The following is a 21418-nucleotide window of genomic DNA, read 5'->3' as shown; positions in this document are numbered from 1 at the left end:
TCGTGTAGATGGCAGTTTGCAGCATACCTATCCGGGTTTAGGTTTAGGCCTTTACATCTCGGCCGAAATTATAAAAAATGAAGGAGGAAGGATTTGGGTAAATAGTGCAGTTGGAGAAGGTGCTACTTTTTTCTTTGCTTTAAAAATAATATAATCGTTCAGATCCTACAACTTGGTGCAGTCTGAACGATTGATTAGGCTTTCGGTGCCTTTTAATCGGATGTACAGGTTGCTCCTCGTTTTCACGCTGTTTGGCCGGATTATTTGTGCGAACAGGTTTATTGGGTGTACTGTCATTTTCTTGTCTTACTGTTTTATGGTCAACAGGTTCCCTGCCTTTTGGCACCTCTTTCTCGTAATTGCTTCCAGGTTTATCACTTTTAACTTTTGGACCGCTCATGATTAACTGATTAAATTTTAATTAATTGAATAAAGAAAATCTTCATCCCTATAAATCATAACAAATCAGCATAGGTTAAGTTTAAAAATCTTTTAAAGTTTATCCATTCTCTCATTCAGTCATTCTCTCATTCAATCGTTAATTATAAAGCAAGTATTTCTTACGCATGGTTTTATATGCACTTAAACCGGGCTCCCAGCTTGCTCTGATTTCTGCTTCACTTTTTCCATCAATTACCTGCTGCCTGAAATCTGCAACACCAACTAATCTTTCAATAACGCCCATCTCTTTGCTCAGTTTAGTGTTAAAAAAGTCTTCTTTTTTAGGTGATGCCTGATACAATGAAATCAACCACGATAAATTAATCTGTTTGCTTTTGCGTAATTCAGCTGTATCGTAGGTTCTTAAATCTAAACCATAACAAACCTGATCTTGAAATAATGGTGTCTCAGCCATCCCTTTTATGCTTTTTGGCGTAAAACTAAACTCGAATTTACCTTTAAGATAAGGGGCTCCAACAATCGTAAAAGGAAACATGGTTCCACGGCCATGGTTTAAATAAGTACCCTCAAATAAACAAGTTGATGGATAAAGTAAAATAGATTGCTGCGTGTTTAAGTTTGGAGAGGGCTTAACCGGTAAACTATACTCCATATTATGATCATAATTTGCATTTTTGATAATGGTAATTTTACATTTCGCCTTATCTTTCAACCAACCCTCGCCATTTAACATTTGTGCATACTCGCCAATAGTTAAACCATGTGCAATAGGTATGGGCTGTATACCAATGCCCGATTTAAATTTAGGGTCTAAAATCGGCCCATCGATTAAATAACCATTTGGATTAGGCCGGTCTAAGATCAACAAGATTTTATTGTTCGCGGCACAGGCTTCCATCACATGCTGCAAAGTATTGATATAGGTGTAAAAACGGACACCTACATCCTGAATATCGAAAACCATGATATCAATATCAGCTAAATCTTCAGCTGTAGGCGTACTGTGTTTACCATAAAGAGAGATGGCTTTTATGCCTGTTTTAGTGTCAACATCATCGTTAACGGTAACGCCAGCGCTGGCATTGCCTCTAAAACCATGCTCAGGTCCAAATATCTTTTCGATTTTTACCCCTCTTTTTAACAGACTATCAACCGATGTTTGTGTACCAATAATTGATGTGGGATTAACTACCATGCCCACACGTTTGCCTTTTAACAGCGGTAGATATTTTTCTGTCTGCTCTGCGCCGGTTTTAATCGCTATGGGTAGCTTTACCGTCTTAATCATCAGTTTTTTGTTTTCGGAGCTATTTTTTCCCAAAACTTCCTGTTCTTTTGGCTTTGGTTGCCCGCAGGCCGATAAAGCAATTAAACCTGTTAAAGTGAAGCTGATGTATTTTTTCATTTTAGTGTATGCTAATCTTCTGGTATGATATCAAAACAATTTACAGTATATTTTATTTATGCTACTGGTATTTCTTACTATAAATGATGATTGACATTAAAGTTGGTTATTTATTTTCGAAAATGCCATTTTTTAAAAGGAATTGAGCATTTTTGTTACTTACAAGCTGATTAAATTGAATTTCGAATATTTCATAGCGGGGCGCATAGCCATTAAATCTGAGCGTACTTTTTCAAAACTCATTGTACGTATCGCAATTGCGGGCGTGATGTTGAGCTTGGCTGTAATGATTCTTTCCATAGCCATTATAAAAGGCTTTAAAACTGAAATTCAGGATAAAGTAAGGGGATATTTAGGCGATATACAAATTACCCGTTACGATCTTAATAATTCATTTGAGCATTCCCCTTTTATACTTGATGGGGAAACGGAAAAGATGCTCAAAAACAATCGTTATGTCGAATATTATTATCCTTTTGCTACAAAACCTGGTATTCTATCGGCCAATAATGAAATTGAAGGCATTAATTTTAAGGGAATTGATAAAAGCTATAAATGGGATTACATTAAACAGCATATTATCAGCGGTACCATTATCGATTTTTCCGATAGTACAGCAGCCATGCAAGAGCTACTGATTTCAAAATACACGGCCAACCGGTTAAAACTTAAAACGGGTGACGATTTTATCATGTACTTTGTTCAAAACCAGTTACGTCCACGTAAATTTAAAATTGTAGGTATTTATGATATTGGGGTAGAAGACATTGATAAAGGTTTCGTGCTTGGAAATCTTAATATCATTAAACGCCTGAATAACTGGAAAGCTAATGAAATTGGTGGCATAGAGATCAGGATTAAGGATTTTAACAGACTTAAGCCCATTTCAGATCATATTTATGAGAGTCTCCCGCGTAATTTACGCTCGTATTCCATTGAAGAGAATTTTCCTAATATTTTTACCTGGTTGGGTCTTCTTGATGTCAATACCAGAGTGTTATTAATCCTGATGCTCATTGTTGGTGTGATCAACATGATTACAGCGTTGTTGATTATGATTTTGGAAAAAACTAATATGATCGGGATGTTAAAGTCGTTCGGGGCCAGCAACTGGAGCATTATGAAAATTTTCCTCTACAATGCGGCTTATTTAATCGGGATAGGTTTGTTGCTGGGGAATATGCTGGGCTTAGGGCTTGGATTTTTACAGCAGTCTACGCACATTTTTAAACTTAATCAGGCCTCATACTTTTTAGCTTATGCCCCAATAGAGTTTCATTTTATTGATGTGCTATTGCTGAATCTCGTTACAGTAGTGGTATGTTTAACGGTTTTGATCATTCCTTCGCTATTGGTGAGTAAGGTTTCCCCGCTAAAGGCAATCCGGTTTAAATAAAAAACTTGGGACACCGGACAGATCAATTTCCGATGCCCAAGCAACCTAAACTAAGTTCTTGTTTACGCCAACTTTGCAGTTTTTGTATATATCTTTTCTAGATATTAGTGTATACTTGATAATTAATTACCTAAAGAAGATCAATCACAACAAAACTAATTGCTCCTTTTTAAGATATATTCATAATCTGTTGTAGCCGGCGCGAGATCTGTTTTCGTACTAAATCTTTTTCTAAGGGTTAAATCTTTTCCGTTGCTTCTAATATTATATTCTCCGTTTAAAATCGTATTCCAATCAAAATCTGCTGTCCACACATTTTCATCTTCAAAATAACCAATGCCATTTTTAAAAGTATAGGTTCCTTTCCCTCCCAATGGTTTTGAAGTGGCGCCTGCATTTGCAATATTGAATTTTCCACCCTGTAAAACCATTGAAATGGGGCGGGTTTCGGGCACAGATATAAAACTATTGGTAATTACCAGTATCCCAGTATAATTACCATCCAATAAAACATTTGCGATTGTAGATTTTTTACAACCCAAAGATAGGATGAGGATAAAAAGGAAAATGCAGATTTGGACTTTCATCAACCCCTTAAACGGAGTTGAAAGTAAAAACGCTACACTTAAATCGAAATCCAGTCTATGCCTTGAGTATTATAGATAAATTCAGTCCGTGGTTCGAGGTTTAAATAGGGATAAGTAACTTTTGAAAGATACAATCCTGTTGGATGAGCAGGTAATGATATTTTTGAAGGCTGAAGGGTAATCAGCTCGCTTTCAAACTCATCAAAACTAAGCTGTCCCTTGCCAACCATCAGGATTTTTCCCATAATCAAACGGATCATTTTACCCAAAAAGCGGTTGCTGGCAATATGAAACCTTAATCTGTCACCCTTTGCGTTTACAAACAAATCAGCTTCCATTACGTTGCAGATGGTGTGTTCATATTTATCCGGATGTGTACAAAAAGCCCTAAAGTCTTTATATTGAGGTAATAATTTTACAACAGCCTTCATTTTATCAAAATCTAAATCGTTTAATAGATAGAAAGAGCTTTGGGCAGTTAGAAAAGGATCTTTATAGGTATGGATAAAATAATCATATTTACGCTGTACGGCATCAAACCTGGCATGGGGCTTGCCCTCCATTTTAATAATGTCGAATACGGCGATGTTAGCAGGTAAAGCTTTATTCAAAATGTAAAGCAGATTAGAGTTGATCTCTTTTTCAATATCGGCATGGAAGAAAAACTGACTGGCGTGCACATGCGCATCAGTGCGGCCGCAACCATTAATGGCAATAGGAGATTTTAAAATCTTCGACAGGGTTTGTTCGATTACTTCCTGAACGCTTTTTATGCCAGGTTGTTTTTGCCACCCATTATAATGCTGGCCTTGATAGGCAATATGAAAGAAATACCTCATTATTCTGCTGCAATTTTACGGAAATTTTAGCAGCAGGAATATTAAATGATACTTTTGTGCTTAAATTTTAGTCATGGATTTAATAAACTGTCCTTGTGGAAGTGGAATAACCTTTCACTACTGTTGCCAGCCTTATCATATAAAAAAGAAAACAGCGCCTACTGCAGAGGCGCTAATGCGGTCCAGATATTCAGCTTTTGTAGTAGCCGATGCAGATTATCTTTATGAAACCACTCATCCTAGTAAACGAAAAAACCATTCCAAAAATGGTTACCTAATCAGTGCGAAAAATACCAAATGGCTAAAGCTAGAGATTATTTTCTCGGCTTTTGATTTAGTAGAGTTTAAAGCTTTTTACCTGAATAACAAATTTCAGACTGAAGTATTACATGAAAAATCTAACTTTAGGTTAGAGGATGGGAAATGGTATTACGTAGACGGGAAATATTATTTATAGCAAAAATTCACTTACATTGTCTGGTGTGATTACTTTCGTTTCTACATTATCATAAGCCTCCAAAAATGTTTTTGGAAATTTTACATTAGCTTTCGGATTCCATTTAAATTCATAAGCATTCATCAATCCGTTTCTTTCTTCAATATAATCTATTTCCTGTTGGGCATGTGTACGCCAAAAGTATTGGTTGCAATTAATCTGCTTGTAGGCAAGAAGTTTAACCCGCTCACTAATAACGAAATTTTCCCAAAGGGCACCAATATCCTGTCTTAATTCTGCCGGACTAAATTGATTAATTACAGCATTTCTGATTCCGTTATCGTAAAAGTAAATCTTCCTGCTTTTCTTCAACTCATTTCTTAAATTCCTGCTTAAAGAACCCAATCTAAACACAATGAAGGCCTTTTCAAGCAGATCAATATATTTTTCTGTTGTCTGATTATCCAATCCTGATAACTGTCCCAATTCATTATATGATACCTCATTGCCAACCTGGAAAGCCAAAGCTTGGATTAATTTTTCCATCTTATCTGGCTTTTGTATTTTTTCCCAGATTAAAACATCTTTATATAAATAACTATCAGACAATTGCTTTAATCTTATTTCCTCTCCGCCTGGATTATTAACAATTTCTGGATAGTATCCATAAATTAAACGATGGTGTAATAACCTTCTCTCGATAAGGAGACCTTGTTCATCCACCATTTCTCCAAATGAAAAAGGAAAAAGGTGATATTCCCATTTTCTACCGGTAAGCGGTTCGTTAAGGTGATTGGCCAACTCAAAGGCTGAAGAACCGGTAGCAATTACTTTTACATCTTTAAGCTGGTCTATAATTAATTTTATGGAAAGTCCGATATTATCGATTCTTTGTGCTTCATCAATTACAAGTGTTTTTGATTTTCCCAGAAGAGCACGTAATGACGTAGCGGTGGTATTAGTCAGTAGCGTCCTAACGTCTGCATCATCACCATTCCACCATGCAACTGGTTTAGCAAATTCGGAAGATAACTGGTTTAAAAGTGTACTTTTCCCCACTTGCCTTGGTCCTAAAAGTATAATTGCCTTTTCATCTTTTAGGTTTTTCTTGATAAAGCTTGAAATTGCTCTGGAAATCATATTCGCAAAATTAATATAAATTTTGCGATTGTAATCGCAAAATTTATATTAATTTTGCGAATTTACTCCTTTTAGCTATATTTTCTTTGCTTCATTCCAATAGATATCCATTTCCGAAAGTGTCATGTCGGCCAAGGACTTTCCATTTTCTTTAGCTTTCGTTTCGAGGTACTGAAAACGTTTGATAAATTTTTTATTGGTTTTTTCTAAGGCATTTTCAGGATTGATATTGATGAAACGGGCATAGTTGATCAGCGAGAACAGTACATCGCCAAATTCTGATTCAGCTTTTTCCAGATCAATTGCCATGTTGTCTGCTACATTAAATTCAGTTTTAAATTCCTGTAGCTCTTCCTCAACTTTTTCCCATACCTGGTTTTTATCTTCCCAATCAAAACCTACTCCACGGGCTTTTTCCTGAATACGGGCAGCTTTAACCAAAGCAGGAAGTGATGATGGAACACCAGCCAATACCGATTTGTTACCTTCTTTGAGCTTAATCTGTTCCCAATTGCGCTTAACATCTTCTTCGTTCTCCACTTCAATATCACCATAAATATGTGGATGCCGGTTTACGAGTTTATCGCAAACGCCATTTAAAACATCAGTAATATTGAAATCGTTGGTTTCAGAAGCAATTCTAGCATAGAAAACAAGGTGCATCATCAAATCGCCAAGTTCCTTTTTAATTTCGTCTAAATCGCCGTCTAATATGGCGTCGCTTAACTCATAAGTTTCTTCTATGGTTAAATGGCGCAGTGTTTCCATGGTCTGCTTTTTATCCCATGGGCATTGCGTACGCAGGGTATCTAAAACGGTAAGTAAACGTGTAAAAGCATCGGCTGGATTACTGGCGCTTGGCGGAATTGGGTTGTTAGGCATGTTTTATGGTTACTAGATTTAACGAACGCTAAAGTACCAAACCCAAATGATTAAGAAAAGCTGAAAAGGAATTCTGAACCATAAATATTTTGGTCCTGGTCCTGGTTTATACAAATCTTCGTAGTTGACGCGGTTTTTGGCAGCGTAAATATTGGCAGGTAAAATAACAATTAAAAAAATAATTAAGGCTGTCCCGGTGAAATATCTGATGCCTGGTATGGCCAATCCGATTGCAAATAAGATTTCCAAAACACCTGTTAAAAGTACAACTTCTACTTTTTTTGGGATGAATAACGGAACCATGGCCGCCATGCTGGTTTTGAATTTGAAATGGCCAACAGCAGTAAATACCAGCATCGCAGACATCGCCATATTGCCTGCAAAAATATCCCCTTTGTCAAAGGTCGTATGTCTGCCAAAAGCCAATAGCGCAACATAAACGATTACCAATACAAATAAGGGCTTCATAATTAAGTGAGCTAATCTACTTTATCAAATTAAAGGCAATTAAAATGGTTGCAATAAACAATACCAACAGGCCAGATAAAAAGATAAAATCAGCAGCTTTTTCGAGCCGCTGGCTTGCGGTTATTTGTCTTCTCATGGAGATAAAAGATAAGATACAGCTGGTCATAAAAAACATAACGGCAGCCACAGCAAATTCGTCAATCAAAGAGCCATCATTGAGTGCAAGTTTTTTTAAAGACGTGAGCACAATAAAGCAAATACCCAGGAGATTGGCCGAAGTGCTTAAGATATGAGGCGATCTGTTTTCTGCCATTTTAATCTTTTTCTTCTAATTTAATCTTTTTTGTAATCCGGTAAACACGTTTCTTTTTATCAGGCTTATGTTCTTCTCCCATTAATATGCCCCAGGGTTTTAAACTATCAACCCTATCAAAGATTATTTTTAAAATGGCCAGATAAGGAATACATAAAAACATGCCCGATATGCCCCATATCATTTCACCTACAACGATACCAATAAAGGCAAACAATGCGTTTATTTTCACTTTAGAGCCTACTACTAATGGCATGAGAACATTTCCATCTATCGCATGTACACCAACGTAGGCAATCAAAACCAGCAGCACTTTTCCAGCGCCCGCTGTAGCGAAAGTAATTAGGCAGCTTACCAGCAGTGCAAAGAATATGCCCAAATAAGGTACTACATTAAAAATACCAGCTACCAGGCCCAATAGAACAGCATATTTAACGCCCAGTAAACTTAGTACGGTAATCATTAGAACCGTAACAATGAGCATTTGCAAGAACAAACCTATAATGTATTTTTTAATAATGTACTGAATCTGGCTTACAATTTCTGATACCTTTTCTTTATGTTCTTCACTAAAAACAGAAGTTAAAAAAGTAAATAAAACCCTTCGGTAGTTTAAAATAAAGAAAGTGAACAGTAATGTAAAACCTAAAAATAACAGGGTAGAAGATAGGGTAGAAAGGGTGGTAGCTACAATTGCAGCACTGGTAGCCAAAGCTTTTTCAGTGCTATCGTTTAAATAACTGAGCTGTTTCTGAGAATTGATACCGAAAGTATGCGAAATCCATTTTTGGAGTTCGTGGTAGGAAACATTTGCTTTCTCTTTAAGTAAAGGCCAATCTGCCCATAAATCACTGAGTTGGTTGCCAAAAAAGTAAACAATCCCTCCAATAACAGCAATCATCAGAATTACGGATAGGAGTGTTGATAAACTTCTTTTAAATTTTAACCGGCGTTCTAAAAAATTACCCACGGGTAATAGTAAGATCGCCATTAAAAAAGAAAAAAGCAAAGGAGCCAGCAAAGAGTGGCCTAAAATGGCGATGTAGGTTAAACTGATTAAACAGAATAGAACCAGCGCCAGTTTGGGTAAAAAAGATAGTTTGTCTTTCATATCTATTAAAAATCCTGTTTAATACAAAATGCCCGAATAATTGTTTCATCAATCGGGCATTTAAATATAAGAGATTATTTTTAATAGCTGCTCGCTTTGTCTAAAAGAGAAATGTCTTCTTCTGATAACTTCAAATTAGCGGCTTCAGTAAACGATTTTAATTGATTTAAATCGGTAACGCTTGCAATTGGAGCCGTAATTGATGGGTGATGAATTAACCAGGCCAAGGCAACAGAAGCTGGCTCCACATGGTGCTGGGCAGCAACCTGATCAAGTGCAGCTAAAATTTTAAAACCACGATCGTTCAGGAATTTTTTGATACCTCCACCTCGCTGGCTTTTGTTCAGATCATTTTCACTTCGGTATTTGCCGGTTAAGAAACCACTGGCCAGCGAATAATAAACCACAACGCCCAAGCCATAGTCTTTACAGATTTTTTCATGTTCTTGCTCAAAGTCAGCTCTATCATAAAGGTTAAATCCCGGTTGGTAAACCTGGTAACTAGGTAAACCATGTTTGGTGGAATAAATTAGAGATTCTTTAAGTCGCTCTGCCGAAAAGTTTGAAGCTCCAATCCAGCGGACTTTACCAGCCTTGATTAAAGTTTCGTAAGCACTTAAGGTTTCCTCAACCGGTGTGCTTTCATCATCAAAGTGAGAAAAATAAAGATCGATATAATCAGTTTGCAAGCGCGATAAAGAATGTTCTACTTCGTTGATGATATAATCTTTCTTCAACGATTTGCCTTGGCCCATATCTGAGCCCACTTTGGTTGCGATAATAATGTCGTGGCGTTTGTTCTGTTTTTTTAGCCAGTTACCGATAATCGTTTCCGATTCGCCGCCATTATTTCCGGGTACCCATCGAGAATATACATCAGCCGTATCGATAAAATTGAAGCCATTTGCTACAAATTGGTCTAATATTTCAAATGATTTCTTTTCATCAATCGTCCAGCCAAAAACATTTCCCCCAAATACTATGGGAGCAATACTTAAGTCGGTTTTTCCTAAGGTTATTTTTTCCATGATATGAATATTAATACATTTTTAACAAAATTAGATGGCGCTGGTTTTGAATGGTAGTCTGAGTGATGTAAAATGACGCTGGTTTTAACCGAAAAGGGCAGAAGAGATTAGCGCAATGCGTACGGCGTTTGGTATCTACAGTGTACCGGGAAAACGCAAAGAAGAATATTTTTTTGAAATTTTACTTCGGACTTTCGGACATCAGATCTCTGGCTATTTAACTTGCTATCTTAACCGCTCGCAACATTTCTCTTTTTCCGGGGGCGCCAGGCAATTTTTCTATGTTAAAACCACAAGCTTTTACCGCTCTTTTTAGTTTTCCGGTGATGGCATAGGTAACAAAAGTACCGCCGGGTTTCAAGAAGCTGCAGGCATGTGCAATAATCTCATCGCTCCACATTTCAGGCTGGTGCTGTACAGAAAATGCGTCGTAATAAATCAGGTCAAATTTTGTGTCGCTGCGGTATTCGGCCAATGTTGTATATGGAATTTCTAATGTACAAAGTGGCGCTAATTTTTGAGGTGCTTTTAATGCTTCCTGATAATTAGAAATAAAATCGGCCCATACTTCTTCTGGAACGTAGGCCGCATAACCCGTTTGCTCAATTATTGTTGTAGTTAGTGGAAAAGCTTCAATACTGGTGTAGTTGAGTTTTATGCTTTTCTCTGTACAGTATTCGAAACTTAAAATAAAATTTAACCCGGTCCCGAAACCAACCTCTAAAATAGAAATTTCAGTTAAATCAACAGCAGCATATTTTAATCCGGCATTTATAAAAACATGTTTGCTCTCCTGCAACGCACCATGTTTGCTATGGTAATGTTCGCCTATGTTTTCATTATAGAGTGTATTGGAACCATCTGCGGTAGGCGTAATGATATTCATGAGCATGGACTATTTTATTTTGAAAGTAATGGTGCAAATATAGGGACAGGATTGATAGGATTTTTAGATTTCCAAGATCAATATGTGGTTTCAGGAGTCAATGAGTAAGAATTAACTATTCAAAGATCAGTTGTCTTTATGCTTTATCTTAATAGTTGTGTCTTAAGTCTTTCCACTTTGAACTTTTGTGCTTAGCTTTGGTTTTACCCTAAACCCTAAACCCTAAACCTAAAATATGGATATCGAATCGTTCAGAGAATATTGTTTAAGTTTAACTGGTACTACAGAAGGTATGAAGTGGGAGCATCTGTGTTTTATGATAGAAGAAAAAATCTATGTCATTATCGCTATTGATGAAGGTAATCGTTTTTCCATCAAATGTAATCCAGATGAATTTGACGAACTCGCCGCAAGAGATGGCATTGCGCAGGCCTATCATATGGCAAAGCGGCAATGGATCCAGATCGAGAATTTAGATGTATTAAACGATAAAGAACTAAAAAGTAGGGTTGCCGATTCGAGAGCGATGGTTTTAGCTAAACTTCCCAAAAAAACGCAAGCAAAATACGCTTAAATTTTATTACAAAGGTTTTGTTTAATTGAATCGAGCACTGGATTGACTTATAACTTAAGGGTAATTATCGCTCGCTTTTAATTTTTTCTTTTGTGGTTTCGTCTTTTTTTATGCCTTTACCAGCATTCAATTCTTTTGACTTCATGATATTAAAACGGTACATTTCTTCAATTCCAACAAGTTTTCGTGAACATTTATCAATGTCGGTACCTTCTTCCCACAAATAAGGGCGGAAACTGTAGGTTTTGGTTCCATCCAGATTGGCAATAAATTGATTCCAGCTGCTCCAGCGTAATCCTTTATAAAACTTAGAAAGATCACTGTCGAAACAAAAAACTAGGAATTCGCCATAACCAGCCCCAAGCGGTTGCCAGGTTAGCGTATTGGGTTCAAGATAATACACGTTTTTAATGTCTTTGCCTAAACCACCATAATTAATCGCAAAAAAACCACCAACCGCATCATCGGCGATTAAAAGGTAGGGAATGTTATCGCCATATTCTTTTAAGGTTTTTCCTTTGTTCCAATCAGCAATATTTCTGTTCAGTCTTTCGCTACCGGAACCTAAAATTCTAATCCAGCCGTTATCAACCATAATGCCCCCGGTATTGTAAATTACCGAACCAAGTGTGGCATAAGTTGTCATTTGCGAATGATATAAAACCTCTTTTGCCCTTGTAGAATCAACGGGCAGGATTTCTACCTTGTTTTTTGCCGAATCGATCCATTTTTTTACCAGTGGCCACGCAGGATCTGTTTTATTGATTAACTTCTCAATACTGATCAAGTTATTTTCCTGAGCAATACCGCTGAAGGAAAATAAGGTTAAAGCGAAGATAAATAGTAAGGTGATGGGACTTTTCATGGATAGGGTATTTATGTTTTTTCAAAGATAGGATGATAATTAGGAATTGCTGAAAGGAGGAGAATAATTTTTGATTTAGATAAAAGGTCGAGTCAGTTATTGAGCACACAAACCACGGCACCTAAAATTGATTGAATTGATACTTTTGGTAAGTGTCAGATGGAAACATCTGACGCCACAGCTAAAAAAAAGCGTCCCGAAATAATCAGGACGCTTGTACTATTGGAATGATATCATAATTAGTTTTTAAAACTAGGCTGAAGAAACTTTAGGCCTTACACCCTCTGCCTTCTAGCCCTCTCCCTCAAAACTACCACATTCTAATCCTGTCTTCTGGTTTTTTGTACAGTTTATCGCCAGGTTTAACATTAAAAGCTTCATACCAGGCATCCATATTTACAGGTGCACCAATGGTACGGTAAGGGCCTGGAGAATGTGGATCTGTTTTAATTAATTGTGCTGCGCTTTCAGGTAAAATGTTACCTCTCCATACTTGTGCCCAAGCTAAAAAGAAACGCTGATCTGGTGTAAAACCGTCAATTTTTTCATTGCTTTGCCCTTGTTTGGTCATTTTGAAAGCGGTATAAGCGGCATTTAAACCTCCTAAATCACCAATGTTTTCGCCCATGGTTAATTTACCGATTACATGAATGGTATCCAATACGGTGTAAGCATCAAACTGCTCGCCCAGAGCTTTGGTTTTAGCATCAAATTTAGCTTTATCTTCAGCTGTCCACCAGTTTTTCAAGTTACCGGCTGCATCATATTGGCTTCCACTATCATCAAAACCATGGCTCATCTCGTGACCGATTACCGCACCTATACCACCATAGTTAACGGCATCATCGGCATTTGGATCGAAGAAAGGAAATTGTAAAATACCGGCAGGGAAAACAATTTCATTCAGTGTAGGGCTATAGTAAGCATTAACGGTTGGAGGGGTCATTCCAAAACGTTTACGATCAACCGGTTTCCCTAACTGATTAACCATTTCATTGTAGCCCCAAATACTTGCATTGCGTAAGTTTTGGAAATAAGTATCCTTGTTAATTACTAAACCATCATAATTTTTCCACTTTTCAGGATAACCCACTTTTGGTGTAAATGCATTTAATTTAGCCAAAGCTTTTTGTTTCGTTTCAGGGCTCATCCACTCTAAACCTTTAATTCTGATTTCGAATGCTTTACGCAAGTTCACAATCATCTGGTTCATACGCTCTTTAGCTTCTGGCTTAAAATATTTAGCTACATAAAGCTGGCCTAATAATTCGCCAATAGTGCCATCTGTTAAAGATGACATGCGTTGCCAACGTGGTGTCTGTACTTTCTGCCCAGTTTGAGCCTGTGTAAAAGCGAAACTCGCCTTCACAAACGGAGAACTTAAGCTAGCAGCAGAACCTTTTAAAATGTTCCATTCCAAATAGGTTTTCCAGTCCTCAACCGGAATTGATTTCAACATTCCGTCCAGACTCGCCATAAATTTAGGTGATGAAACCAGAACAGTATCTTGATTTTTAATTTTGAATTTTGGTAAATAAGTTATCCAGTTAATATCTGGCGTTTTCTGGTTAAGTTCAGCAACGGCAAGCTTGTTATAGGTGGCGTAAGGATCACGCATTTCTAAACGGCTCATTTGCGCTTCAGCAAATTGCTTTTCGATTTTGTAAACCGTTGCTGCTTTTTGTTTAGCTTCTTCAGCTTTACTTCCTGTTAAGGTAAATAAAGTAACCATATAGGTGTTGTAAGCATCGCGGATCTTCACACTTCGCGCATCATCTTTCAGGTAATAATCACGGTCGGGAAGTGTAGTGCCGCCCTGACTAATATTCACCATATATTTGTTTACGTTCTTGCGGTCTTGGCCAACGCCCAAACCAAACATTCCACCACCCAAACCATTGGTGCGCATGTAAGCTACCTGATCCAGCACGCCTTGAATATTTTTGATTTGCTTAATTTTTGCTAAATCGGCTTTTATTGGTGCATAACCCAGTTTTTCGATGGTTGCGCTATCCATGGCGGCTGAATAAAAATCGCCAACTCTACGCTTAACTGAACCAGCAGGTGCAGATTTATCGGCAGCTGCATCTTCCACTAAAGATTTAACGGCATTTATGTTAAAATCGCGAAGTTCGTTAAATGAACCCCAGCGGGTTTCTTTAGCAGGAACAGGATTGTTTTTTATCCATGTGCCACTTGCATAGGTGTAGAAATCGTCGCCTGGTTTAACGGATAAATCCATATTGGCAGGGTCGATAAATTTTTTCGTTTGTGCATTTGCAGAAAAGCCGGCAGCGACTATACCCAGCGCCGCAAAACATCTTTTCAAATTTTGGTATTTCATTCGCTTAATAAGTTAATAATGATGCGAAATTTATGAAATACTAATTAATACTGATGTTATATATTAAGAATATTACTTGTTAAACCAGTAGTAAATTTTTGCTAAGCCAAGCCGTCTGATCAAGTTGGAAGCTGAAAAAGGAATTTTGATAGATTTCATGATTTTAAATCTTTTATACCATTATTAACATTTTTTAACAAAATTTATTGTGCGCTTGTAAAAAATATTGCTATTAAGAATGATTCAGAATAAAACCTATTATTTTCCATAAATTTGAAATGCTTATCAAACCTTGCGCTATTTTCTAGGTTTGGTAGGTAATAATAAGTAATGTCCTACATGCCGTATATAATGAGCCACTCACACCATAACGAAGACAACTGTTGCAGCAGTAAAGTGCATTCCGAACCAAAACATACCCATGACCATGATCACGCACATGGAGAAGGCGATGAACATGATCACAATCATGGCGGGGATCCATCAGCCTTTAAAACTTATTTGCCAGCTATTGTAACATTAGTAATGCTGCTGATTGGAATTGCGTTCGACAATTTTTTGAAGGTTCCGGCATTTCAGGTCATTCGCCCTTATTGGTATATTGTGGCTTATTTACCCGTAGGCATTCCGGTTTTACGTGAAGTATGGGAAACATTTAAAGCCAAAGATTACTTTACGGAATTCTCGCTAATGTCTATCGCTACTATTGGTGCTTTTGCTATTGGCGAGTATCCGGAAGGTGTAACGGTTATGCTTTTCTACACTATTGGAGAGTTATTTCAAATGGCTGCGGTAAACCGCGCGAAAAAAAATATTAAAACATTGCTTGACGTTCGGGCGCAAGTAGCACATGTATTCCGCAATGGGAAATACGAAGACATTAATCCTGAAAAGGTAGAAATTGGCGAAACGATACAGATAAAGGCTGGCGAGAAAATTCCCTTAGACGGAGAATTGATCAGTGATAAAAGTAGTTTCAATACTGCGGCTTTAACAGGTGAAAGCAAACCGCGCACCATTAGTAAAGGCGAATCGATTTTGGCCGGGATGCTTAATCTGGATAAAGTAATTGAAGTAAAAGTAACCAAAGCCTTTGCCGATAGTGCATTGTCGCGCATTTTAGAAATGGTTCAAAATGCCACTACACGTAAAGCTAAAACAGAGCTCTTTATCCGCAAGTTTGCGAAAATATATACCCCAATCGTTTTTGTTTTGGCCCTTGCACTGGTTGCCGTTCCAATTTTGGTTTTAGGAAATGAATACCATTTTCAGACCTGGTTATATCGTTCGCTCGTTTTTTTGGTGATATCTTGTCCATGTGCGTTGGTGATTTCAATTCCATTGGGTTATTTCGGCGGAATTGGTGCGGCATCGGCAAATGGCATTCTTTTCAAAGGCTCAAATTTCCTTGATTTAATTACCAAGCTGAACACTGTAGTAATGGATAAAACAGGAACTTTAACTAAAGGTGTTTTTAATGTTCAGAAAGTAGAAAGTAGTATAGAGGAAACAGATTTTTTAAACCTACTTACGGCTGTGGAAGCCAAATCTACCCACCCGATTGCGAAAGCTGTTGTGGCATATGCAGGACAGAAAGAAATTTATCCTGCAGAAAACATGGAAGAAATTTCTGGGATGGGTTTAAAGGGCTTCGTTAATGGTAAGGAAGTTTTAGCAGGTAATGTTAAACTTTTGGAGAAATTCAATATTGATTTCGACCCTAAAGTTGCATCCATAGAAGAAAGTATCGTTGTGGTTGCTGTAGATCAGAAATATGTTGGTTATGTGCTTGTTGCAGATGAAATAAAAGATGATGCTGCCGAAGCCATCAAACAGCTTCATGAAAATGGAATTAAACAGGTGGTGATGTTAAGTGGGGATAAAACCTCAATCGTTAAAAAAGTAGCTTCAAGTTTAGGAATCGACACTTATTTTGGGGATTTATTACCCGAAGGTAAAGTAGCCAAACTCGAAGAAATTAAAAGCGACAAAAGCAGGGTTGTGGCTTTTGTTGGCGATGGTATTAACGATACACCGGTATTAGCGATAAGCGATATTGGTATGGCTATGGGGGCCATGGGTAGCGATGCTGCTATTGAAACAGCTGATGTCGTGATTCAAACTGATCAACCTTCTAAAATTGCAACCGCGGTAAAAATAGGTAAAGCGACCAAAAATGTTGTGATCCAAAATATCGTATTGGCATTTGCTGTAAAGGCAATTGTTTTAATTTTAGGTGCGGGAGGAATAGCCACCATGTGGGAGGCTGTTTTTGCCGATGTTGGTGTAGCATTTCTGGCGATTTTAAATGCCGTACGGATACAGAAAATGAAGTTTTTCTGATGGTTAATTGTCCAAATTGATTAATCGGTTATTGTCATTAGGTTAAAACATCTTCTTTTTATTGATTCAATGATAACTGCTAGCAGCCAACTGAAAATTTGTTGGTACTGAGTAAGATCTATTGAAAAATATAAAATCAAATTGCTATAAAAATTAGTATATTTGGTTATGTCTGAACCTGTTCCATATCCTATATTAAATGATGATGAGCCTGTCAGGCAGTTCAATGAACTTGATGCATCATTAACTTACAGCTATGGCAGCTATTTAAACTGGCTTTTTCCTGAAAGAGTAGAGTTGATTAAGGGTAAAATCTTTAAAATGAGCCCTGCGCCGCCGAGCGTTCATCAGGAAATTATTGGTAACATATTTCTTAAACTGGGAAGTTTTTTTAAAAAAGCGACATTGTAAAGTCTACATATCACCGTTTGATGTTCGTTTTCCAAAGGAAAGTCACAATGATAAAGCTGTTTTTACTGTTTTACAGCCAGATATTTGCGTAATATGCGATAGGAGCAAAATTGATGCCCGTGGCTGTATTGGCGCACCCGATATAGTTGTAGAGATTTTATCTCCAGGAAATACCAAAACTGAATTGTTTCATAAATACCGCGTTTACGAAGAATTTGGCGTTAAGGAATACTGGGTGGTGAGCCAGAGCGATAAAAGTGTTTTGATTTACACCCTGGATGAAATGGGTAAATTCCAACCTTCTAAAATATTTACCCTAAGCGAAAAAATTTCGTCAACGGTATTGCCAGGTTTTGAACTGGCATTGGATGATGTTTTTGAAGATTTATAACATTCATCAATATTTTTATACTGCTACCTTTTTTAGTGTCTAGAATTTATGTCTGAACCTGTTCCATATCCGATCTTAAACGATGATGAGCCTGTTAGGCAGTTCAATGATCTTGATGCATCATTAACTTACAGCTATGCCAGCTATTTAAACTGGCTTTTTCCTGAAAGAGTAGAGTTGATTAAGGGTAAAATCTTTAAAATGAGCCCTGCGCCGTCAAGAGTGCACCAAGGCATTTCTATTAATTTGTTAAAGCCTTTGATTAATTTTTTAGATGGTAAGCCTTGTAAAGTTTATGCAGCACCTTTTGATGTCCGCTTTCCAAAAGAAAGCAAAGCTGATAAAGATATATTTACTGTTCTTCAGCCAGATATTTGTGTAATCTGTGATAAGAGCAAACTTGATGCCCGTGGTTGTATCGGTCCACCTGACCTGGTCATCGAAATCTTATCACCAGGTAATACCAAAACCGAATTGCTTCATAAATACCGTGTTTACGAAGAATTTGGTGTCAAGGAATATTGGGTGGTGAGCCAGAGCGATAAAAGTGTTTTGATCTATACCCTTGATGAAACGGGTAAATTTCAGCCCTCTAAAATATTTGCCCTAAGCGAAAAAATTACATCAACTGTATTGCCAGGTTTTGAACTGGCATTGGATGATGTTTTTAATGACGTAGAGTAGGCGTTTAATGAAAAAGCATGGTCATTCTTGTGTTTCATTAATTAATTTTTTCTATTCCTTAGCATGTTAGTTCCTGACTTCACTTCGTACCTACAAATTAAAGTCAGCACTAAATCAAAATATGTTACTTGCTTTAGTCTTTTAGCTTTCCACTTACCTGGCTTTGGGCTTTCAGCTTAATTAGCTATTTTTGGGCTTTTATACAATTTTCATGAGCATTTCCACCAAGTACAATCCTGCAGAAACAGAAGATAAATGGTATAGCTATTGGCTATCTAAAAAGTTTTTCCATTCAGAGCCTGACGAGCGCGAACCTTACACCATCGTTATTCCGCCGCCAAACATAACAGGTGTACTGCATATGGGGCATATGCTCAACAATACCATTCAGGACGTTCTCATCCGTAAAGCCCGCATGCAAGGTAAAAATGCTTGCTGGGTACCTGGAACTGACCACGCGTCTATTGCTACCGAAGCAAAGGTTGTGGCCATGTTAAAGGAACAAGGGATCAATAAAAAAGATCTTTCCAGAGAAGATTTTTTGAAATACGCCTGGGAATGGAAAGAGAAATACGGTGGTATCATTTTAGATCAGTTAAAGAAATTAGGAGCAAGCTGCGATTGGGATCGCACCCGTTTCACGATGGAGGAAGATCTTTCTGAAGCGGTTATAGATTCATTTATCCACCTGTATAAAAAAGGATGGATTTATCGTGGAATCCGTATGGTCAACTGGGACCCGGCTGGAAAAACTGCGGTTTCTGATGAAGAGGTAATCCGTAAGGAAGTAAACCAGAAGCTATATTATATCAAGTATCAAGTATCAAGTAATAAGAACCAGGACGAGCCTGAATATTTAACTGTAGCAACCACGCGCCCGGAAACCATTATGGCTGATGCGGCCATCTGTATTAACCCGAACGATGAACGTTTTACGCATTTAAAAGGTAAAAAAGTTTTTGTGCCGTTGGTTAACCACGAAATTCCGGTTATTGAGGATGAATATGTAGATATTGAATTTGGAACGGGTTGTTTAAAAGTTACACCGGCACACGATCTGAACGATTATGAACTGGGTGTTAAGCACAATTTGCCTGTTACCGATATTTTAAATGATGATGGAACTTTAAATGAACTGGCCGTTATTTTAGTGGGTGAAGACAGGTTTGTTGCCCGTAAAAAAATTGCGAAAATGTTGGAAGAGGCCGGTCATTTAGATAAAGTGGAGGATTATAAGTCGCAGGTTGGTTTTTCTGAACGTACCGATGCGGCTATCGAACCTAAACTTTCTATGCAATGGTTTGTGAAGATGAAAGAAATGGCTCAACCGGCTTTAAACGACGTTTTGAATGGCGAAGTAAACCTGATTCCGAATAAATTTGAAAATACCTATCGCCACTGGATGGAAAATGTGCGCGATTGGAACATTAGCCGTCAGCTGTGGTGGGGTCAAAGAATTCCGGCTTGGTATGATGATAAAGGAAACTGGGTGGTTGCCAAAACCAAAGATGAAGCCTTAGAAGAATTTTGGAAGAAAAAACATCTGGATGAGAATTGTTCAGAAGCTGAAAAAGCTGGATTCAAACATCAGTTATCGCCATTTGTAAGACAAGATGATGATGTGATGGATACCTGGTTTTCTTCATGGTTATGGCCGATTTCGGTTTTTGATGGCTTTAAAAATCCTGAAAATAAAGACATCAATTACTATTACCCAACCAATGATCTGGTTACTGCACCCGAAATTTTATTTTTCTGGGTGGCCCGTATGATTATGGCCGGACACGAGTTTATGGGTAAAAAGCCATTTACAAATGTATACTTAACCGGTATTGTACGCGATAAATTAGGACGTAAAATGTCTAAATCGCTGGGTAACTCACCTGATCCGATCGGCTTGATTGAAAAATATGGGGCAGATGCTGTTCGTGTAGGTATGCTAATGTCATCACCTGCCGGTAACGATTTAATGTTTGATGAAAGCTATTGTGAGCAGGGACGTAATTTCGCCAGTAAAATATGGAATGCTTTCCGTTTGGTAAAAGGATGGGAAGTTGATGAGAATCTGACGAACCCAAATGCCCAGGCCATATCATGGTTTGAAAACCGCTTTAACGAGGCATTGGTAGAAATTGAAGCCAACTTTAAACAATACCGACTGTCTGAAGCATTGACAATCACCTATAAGTTGGTTTGGGATGATTTCTGTGCGTGGTACCTGGAGATGGTTAAACCTGCTTATCAACAGCCCATTGATGCAGAAAGTTATCAGGCAACGATTAGATTTTTTGAAAATATTATCAAATTATTGCATCCGAATATGCCTTTTATTACCGAAGAGTTATGGCATGATGATCTGTTTGGCGTTCGTGCAGAAATGGATTGTTGCATTGTGGCTGAATTTCCGAAGGGCGGACCTTTTAATGAGCAATTATTAAAAGATGCCGAGGTAATTAAAACTGTTGTAGCCGAAATCAGAAACGTAAGGAACCAGAAGCAGATTTCTCCTAAAGAAGCCTTGCCTTTGAGTATCAAAATAAATTCTGAACTTGATTATGAAAAATGGTTAAACATCGTTTTTAAACTGGCTAATGTTTCAGAAGCTGAACTTGTAAATGATAAAATTGTTGGTGCAACAACTTTTATGGCTGGTAAAGATGAATTCTTTATTTCACTGACAGAAAACGTTGACGTAGAGGCTGAACGCCAACGTTTACATGCTGATTTGGTTTATCTACAAGGTTTTTTGAAGTCAGTTGATGCCAAATTGAGCAATGAACGTTTTGTGCAGAATGCAAAGCCTGAAATTATTGCGAATGAACGCAATAAAAAAGCTGATGCCGAAGCCAAAATCAAAATCATTGAAGAAAGTTTAGCGGTTTTAGGATAATGATAGTCGCATAGGCCTATAAG

General features: G+C 37.6%; 22 protein-coding genes. 9 read left to right on the top strand and 13 right to left on the bottom strand.

The window, feature by feature from the left end; all coding sequences use genetic code 11:
- Positions 1 to 16: 16 nt before the first annotated feature.
- A complete protein-coding gene (locus PGN18_RS14700) occupies positions 17 to 154 on the top strand; it encodes an ATP-binding protein (protein WP_335320308.1) in 138 nt (45 codons plus the stop codon).
- Here the strand turns inward: PGN18_RS14700 and PGN18_RS14695 are convergent.
- Together PGN18_RS14695 and PGN18_RS14690 are read right to left on the bottom strand one after the other, a co-directional pair.
- Positions 140 to 400 (bottom strand): hypothetical protein, encoded by a 261-nt coding sequence (locus PGN18_RS14695; protein WP_335320304.1) that lies wholly within the window; start codon positions 398 to 400, stop codon positions 140 to 142. The genes PGN18_RS14700 and PGN18_RS14695 overlap by 15 nt on opposite strands.
- A gap of 138 nt (positions 401 to 538) precedes the next feature.
- Positions 539 to 1807: an exo-beta-N-acetylmuramidase NamZ family protein gene (locus tag PGN18_RS14690; RefSeq protein ID WP_442955362.1), complete on the bottom strand. Its 1269-nt coding sequence runs from the start codon at positions 1805 to 1807 to the stop codon at positions 539 to 541.
- A 142-nt stretch (positions 1808 to 1949) separates the two neighbouring features.
- Between PGN18_RS14690 and PGN18_RS14685 the strand changes: the two genes are divergently transcribed.
- Positions 1950 to 3203, top strand: coding sequence for an ABC transporter permease (locus PGN18_RS14685; protein ID WP_335320303.1), 1254 nt, complete (start codon positions 1950 to 1952; stop codon positions 3201 to 3203).
- A gap of 155 nt (positions 3204 to 3358) precedes the next feature.
- On the opposite strand, the gene PGN18_RS14680 is transcribed toward PGN18_RS14685, so the two are convergent.
- The gene (locus PGN18_RS14680) at positions 3359 to 3790 is read right to left on the bottom strand and encodes a hypothetical protein (protein ID WP_335320302.1); all 432 of its coding nucleotides are present in this window, start codon (positions 3788 to 3790) and stop codon (positions 3359 to 3361) included.
- 38 nt (positions 3791 to 3828) lie between these two features.
- Positions 3829 to 4629, bottom strand: coding sequence for a tRNA pseudouridine(38-40) synthase TruA (gene truA, locus PGN18_RS14675; RefSeq protein WP_335320301.1), 801 nt, complete (start codon positions 4627 to 4629; stop codon positions 3829 to 3831).
- Positions 4630 to 4702: 73 nt separating this feature from the next.
- On the opposite strand from truA, the gene PGN18_RS14670 reads away from it, so the two are divergent.
- Positions 4703 to 5086, top strand: coding sequence for a YchJ family protein (locus tag PGN18_RS14670; protein ID WP_335320300.1), 384 nt, complete (start codon positions 4703 to 4705; stop codon positions 5084 to 5086).
- On the opposite strand, the gene PGN18_RS14665 is transcribed toward PGN18_RS14670, so the two are convergent.
- The 7 genes from PGN18_RS14665 to mnmD form a co-directional block, all read right to left on the bottom strand.
- Positions 5081 to 6205: an ATP-binding protein gene (locus PGN18_RS14665; RefSeq protein WP_335320299.1), complete on the bottom strand. Its 1125-nt coding sequence runs from the start codon at positions 6203 to 6205 to the stop codon at positions 5081 to 5083. The two genes, PGN18_RS14670 and PGN18_RS14665, sit on opposite strands and share 6 nt — an antisense overlap.
- Before the next feature lie 75 nt (positions 6206 to 6280).
- On the bottom strand, positions 6281 to 7087 hold the full coding sequence (gene mazG, locus PGN18_RS14660; RefSeq protein ID WP_335320298.1) for a nucleoside triphosphate pyrophosphohydrolase: 807 nt from the start codon (positions 7085 to 7087) through the stop codon (positions 6281 to 6283).
- A gap of 18 nt (positions 7088 to 7105) precedes the next feature.
- On the bottom strand, positions 7106 to 7555 hold the full coding sequence (locus PGN18_RS14655; RefSeq protein ID WP_335320297.1) for a DoxX family protein: 450 nt from the start codon (positions 7553 to 7555) through the stop codon (positions 7106 to 7108).
- Between the two features lie 16 nt (positions 7556 to 7571).
- Positions 7572 to 7868: a hypothetical protein gene (locus PGN18_RS14650; RefSeq protein WP_335320296.1), complete on the bottom strand. Its 297-nt coding sequence runs from the start codon at positions 7866 to 7868 to the stop codon at positions 7572 to 7574.
- 1 nt (position 7869) lies between these two features.
- Complete coding sequence (locus tag PGN18_RS14645) at positions 7870 to 8979, bottom strand: AI-2E family transporter (RefSeq protein ID WP_335320295.1); 1110 nt, start codon at positions 8977 to 8979, stop codon at positions 7870 to 7872.
- 80 nt (positions 8980 to 9059) lie between these two features.
- On the bottom strand, positions 9060 to 10007 hold the full coding sequence (locus PGN18_RS14640; protein WP_335320294.1) for an aldo/keto reductase: 948 nt from the start codon (positions 10005 to 10007) through the stop codon (positions 9060 to 9062).
- A 217-nt stretch (positions 10008 to 10224) separates the two neighbouring features.
- Positions 10225 to 10899 (bottom strand): tRNA (5-methylaminomethyl-2-thiouridine)(34)-methyltransferase MnmD, encoded by a 675-nt coding sequence (gene mnmD / locus PGN18_RS14635; protein ID WP_335320293.1) that lies wholly within the window; start codon positions 10897 to 10899, stop codon positions 10225 to 10227.
- A gap of 229 nt (positions 10900 to 11128) precedes the next feature.
- On the opposite strand from mnmD, the gene PGN18_RS14630 reads away from it, so the two are divergent.
- The gene (locus tag PGN18_RS14630; protein WP_335320292.1) at positions 11129 to 11467 is read left to right on the top strand and encodes an MmcQ/YjbR family DNA-binding protein; all 339 of its coding nucleotides are present in this window, start codon (positions 11129 to 11131) and stop codon (positions 11465 to 11467) included.
- A 64-nt stretch (positions 11468 to 11531) separates the two neighbouring features.
- Here the strand turns inward: PGN18_RS14630 and PGN18_RS14625 are convergent, their stop codons facing one another.
- Positions 11532 to 12332 carry a DUF2625 domain-containing protein gene (locus PGN18_RS14625; RefSeq protein WP_335320291.1) on the bottom strand — a complete coding sequence of 267 codons (801 nt, stop codon included), beginning with the start codon at positions 12330 to 12332 and terminating at the stop codon, positions 11532 to 11534.
- A gap of 310 nt (positions 12333 to 12642) precedes the next feature.
- Complete coding sequence (locus PGN18_RS14620; protein ID WP_335320290.1) at positions 12643 to 14676, bottom strand: M13 family metallopeptidase; 2034 nt, start codon at positions 14674 to 14676, stop codon at positions 12643 to 12645.
- Positions 14677 to 15027: 351 nt separating this feature from the next.
- On the opposite strand from PGN18_RS14620, the gene PGN18_RS14615 reads away from it, so the two are divergent.
- The 5 genes from PGN18_RS14615 (at position 15028) to PGN18_RS14595 (ending at position 21395) form a co-directional block, all read left to right on the top strand.
- Positions 15028 to 17019, top strand: a complete 1992-nt coding sequence (locus tag PGN18_RS14615; protein ID WP_442955361.1) for a heavy metal translocating P-type ATPase — start codon at positions 15028 to 15030, stop codon at positions 17017 to 17019.
- A gap of 168 nt (positions 17020 to 17187) precedes the next feature.
- Positions 17188 to 17430 (top strand): hypothetical protein, encoded by a 243-nt coding sequence (locus PGN18_RS14610; protein WP_335320289.1) that lies wholly within the window; start codon positions 17188 to 17190, stop codon positions 17428 to 17430.
- A complete protein-coding gene (locus PGN18_RS14605; RefSeq protein ID WP_335320288.1) occupies positions 17378 to 17821 on the top strand; it encodes a Uma2 family endonuclease in 444 nt (147 codons plus the stop codon). Before PGN18_RS14610 ends, PGN18_RS14605 begins: the two co-directional genes overlap by 53 nt.
- Positions 17822 to 17869: 48 nt before the next feature.
- On the top strand, positions 17870 to 18505 hold the full coding sequence (locus tag PGN18_RS14600; RefSeq protein ID WP_335320287.1) for a Uma2 family endonuclease: 636 nt from the start codon (positions 17870 to 17872) through the stop codon (positions 18503 to 18505).
- 211 nt (positions 18506 to 18716) lie between these two features.
- Positions 18717 to 21395, top strand: coding sequence for a valine--tRNA ligase (locus PGN18_RS14595; RefSeq protein WP_335320286.1), 2679 nt, complete (start codon positions 18717 to 18719; stop codon positions 21393 to 21395).
- The last annotated feature ends 23 nt before the right edge of the window (positions 21396 to 21418 follow it).

It is taken from the genome of Pedobacter terrae (genome assembly GCF_036946585.1).
GTDB lineage: Bacteria > Bacteroidota > Bacteroidia > Sphingobacteriales > Sphingobacteriaceae > Pedobacter > Pedobacter terrae_C.
This window is presented reverse-complemented; position numbering and strand designations above follow the sequence as displayed.

Excerpts from the sequence above, each read along its gene's own strand:
- PGN18_RS14695 (WP_335320304.1), bottom strand. The coding sequence starts at position 400 with ATGAGCGGTCCAAAAGTTAAAAGTGATAAACCTGGAAGCAATTACGAG.
- PGN18_RS14690 (WP_442955362.1), bottom strand. The coding sequence starts at position 1,807 with ATGAAAAAATACATCAGCTTCACTTTAACAGGTTTAATTGCTTTATCG.
- PGN18_RS14680 (WP_335320302.1), bottom strand. The coding sequence starts at position 3,790 with ATGAAAGTCCAAATCTGCATTTTCCTTTTTATCCTCATCCTATCTTTG.
- truA (WP_335320301.1), bottom strand. The coding sequence starts at position 4,629 with ATGAGGTATTTCTTTCATATTGCCTATCAAGGCCAGCATTATAATGGG.
- PGN18_RS14670 (WP_335320300.1), top strand. The coding sequence starts at position 4,703 with ATGGATTTAATAAACTGTCCTTGTGGAAGTGGAATAACCTTTCACTAC.
- PGN18_RS14665 (WP_335320299.1), bottom strand. The coding sequence starts at position 6,205 with ATGATTTCCAGAGCAATTTCAAGCTTTATCAAGAAAAACCTAAAAGAT.
- mazG (WP_335320298.1), bottom strand. The coding sequence starts at position 7,087 with ATGCCTAACAACCCAATTCCGCCAAGCGCCAGTAATCCAGCCGATGCT.
- PGN18_RS14655 (WP_335320297.1), bottom strand. The coding sequence starts at position 7,555 with ATGAAGCCCTTATTTGTATTGGTAATCGTTTATGTTGCGCTATTGGCT.
- PGN18_RS14650 (WP_335320296.1), bottom strand. The coding sequence starts at position 7,868 with ATGGCAGAAAACAGATCGCCTCATATCTTAAGCACTTCGGCCAATCTC.
- PGN18_RS14645 (WP_335320295.1), bottom strand. The coding sequence starts at position 8,979 with ATGAAAGACAAACTATCTTTTTTACCCAAACTGGCGCTGGTTCTATTC.
- PGN18_RS14640 (WP_335320294.1), bottom strand. The coding sequence starts at position 10,007 with ATGGAAAAAATAACCTTAGGAAAAACCGACTTAAGTATTGCTCCCATA.
- mnmD (WP_335320293.1), bottom strand. The coding sequence starts at position 10,899 with ATGCTCATGAATATCATTACGCCTACCGCAGATGGTTCCAATACACTC.
- PGN18_RS14630 (WP_335320292.1), top strand. The coding sequence starts at position 11,129 with ATGGATATCGAATCGTTCAGAGAATATTGTTTAAGTTTAACTGGTACT.
- PGN18_RS14625 (WP_335320291.1), bottom strand. The coding sequence starts at position 12,332 with ATGAAAAGTCCCATCACCTTACTATTTATCTTCGCTTTAACCTTATTT.
- PGN18_RS14620 (WP_335320290.1), bottom strand. The coding sequence starts at position 14,676 with ATGAAATACCAAAATTTGAAAAGATGTTTTGCGGCGCTGGGTATAGTC.
- PGN18_RS14615 (WP_442955361.1), top strand. The coding sequence starts at position 15,028 with ATGAGCCACTCACACCATAACGAAGACAACTGTTGCAGCAGTAAAGTG.
- PGN18_RS14610 (WP_335320289.1), top strand. The coding sequence starts at position 17,188 with ATGTCTGAACCTGTTCCATATCCTATATTAAATGATGATGAGCCTGTC.
- PGN18_RS14600 (WP_335320287.1), top strand. The coding sequence starts at position 17,870 with ATGTCTGAACCTGTTCCATATCCGATCTTAAACGATGATGAGCCTGTT.
- PGN18_RS14595 (WP_335320286.1), top strand. The coding sequence starts at position 18,717 with ATGAGCATTTCCACCAAGTACAATCCTGCAGAAACAGAAGATAAATGG.